The organism is Mycobacterium sp. (assembly GCF_050701675.1).
Lineage (GTDB): Bacteria > Actinomycetota > Actinomycetes > Mycobacteriales > Mycobacteriaceae > Mycobacterium.
Window position 1 is genome coordinate 1 of the sequence record NZ_JBOGDD010000874.1, and the last position, 1913, is coordinate 1913.

The 1913-nt window shown below is 62.3% G+C and carries 1 protein-coding gene; it reads left to right on the top strand.

Annotated features, from left to right (window positions below; translation table 11 throughout):
- Positions 1-538: 538 nt before the first annotated feature.
- Positions 539-1913, top strand: a 1375-nt coding sequence (ltrA, locus tag ACRDUX_RS26745; RefSeq protein WP_526418199.1) for a group II intron reverse transcriptase/maturase, incomplete at its 3' end; no start/stop codon positions are given.

Here is a 1913-nt window from a genome sequence, read left to right on the forward strand (position 1 = left end):
GCTGGGGGCAGCCTGGACCGGGAGACGCCGGTGAGGGCGGCAAGCAGCCCCGACAACGGCGGGACAGGCCAGCACTACCGGATGGCCTAGGTCCGGCAAGCATGAGGAGAAGGTGTACGCGAGGAACCAGTGCTTTAACGCCTCTCAAGTCTCGCGCCAGCTCTAACCCGGTGGATTCGGGCTGGTCTGCGGTGCGCACCAACACCACTGGCGTCTCGGTGTTGGGAACTCTGGTTGCGGTTTAGGTCGCTGCCGCCGGAGGCCACGGTGAATGCCTGCGGCGTAGCCGTGGCGATATCGCAGGGGTATAGCTGGGCACCTCACTCCTCGAGCGGTCAGCAGTGAACGTGGGAACCACCGCGGGGCTCCCGAGTCGCCGTCCTCAACCGGGGACGTCGTATCCGGGTTGACGCGTCGTCTGTCGATGGCCACGCGGTGGGGCGGAGGGGCCGTAGTAGTCCGAGCGGGGGAAGCCTCGTGCATGGCGAAGGGCCCCAGCGGAATTGATGTAGCGAGCACGACACGAACGGAGACGCTGGTGAATACCGGTGAGCTGTCATGGCCCGATCCCGATCAGGCGGCATGGCGGGTACGACAGATGCAACGCAAGCTGCACCACTGGGCGGTCGATGATTCCGACCGCCGCTTTGATGATGTGCTCAACCTCGTCCACCACCCGGACTTTCTCACCGTGGCGTGGGAACGGGTGCGGGGCAACAAGGGTGCACGCTCAGCCGGTGTCGACCGGCTGACACCTGCGTCCATAACAGGAGATGCCGAGACGGTGGCATTTCTGAGCCACGTTCGAGCCGAACTGAAAGCACGAACATTTGCTCGGCTTCCGGTGCGGGAGAGATTGATCCCCAAACCGGGAAGCAGCAAGCTCAGGCGGCTCGGTATCCCCACGGCGATGGACCGCACGGTTCAAGCGTCGTTGATGCTGGTGTTGGAGCCGATCTTCGAGGCGGATTTCGAACCGGTCAGTTACGGTTTCCGTCCTCGACGTCGGGCTCAGGACGCGATCGCTGAGATTCACACTCTTGGGTCCCGAAATTATCACTGGGTCTTCGAGGCTGATATCGCGGCGTGTTTCGACGAACTGGCTCATTCCGCAATCATGGAACGAGTACGCACGCGGATCGTCGACAAGCGGGTCCTGGTCTTGATCAAGGCATTTCTGAAGGCGGGCATCATGTCTGGCGACGGAACGGTCAGGGAATCTGATACCGGCACACCGCAGGGCGGCATACTCTCACCGCTGCTGGCCAACATCGCTCTGACGGTGTTGGACGCACACTTCTGTGCGAAGTGGGATGCCCATCGGACATCTCAGCGGCGAGATGCACACCGCAAACGTGGCGGGGCCACCTATCGGATCGTCCGCTATGCCGACGATTTCGTGATCATGGTGGCCGGAGCCAAAGCGCACGCGGACGCATTATGGGACGAGGTCGCCGATGTCATTGCTCCGCTGGGGCTGCGGCTATCGGTGGAGAAGACCCAGGTATGTCACCTCGAGGAGGGGTTCGACTTTCTCGGGTTCGGCATCCAGCGGCGCCGCAAGAAGGGCACGAACAAGACGGCCGTCTACACCTACCCATCGAAGAAGGCCCTGCTTTCGATCATGGCGAAGGTGCGGGCGTTGACCAAGAATGCACGTCATCACGGCCTTGCTGATCTCCTCGGACGTCTCAATCCGGTGCTCCGAGGATGGTGTGCGTATTTCCGGCACGGTGTGTCGAAAGCGACCTTCGGATACCTCGATGCCTTCGCTTGGGATCGGGTCACCCGGTGGCTGCTCAAACGGCACAAGCGAATCACGTGGGCGGAGCTCTACCGGCGGTTCCTGACCGCAAGGCCAGGGAATCGTCCGCAGGAGAATGGGATCGTCATGTTCGACGCCGCCACCGTTC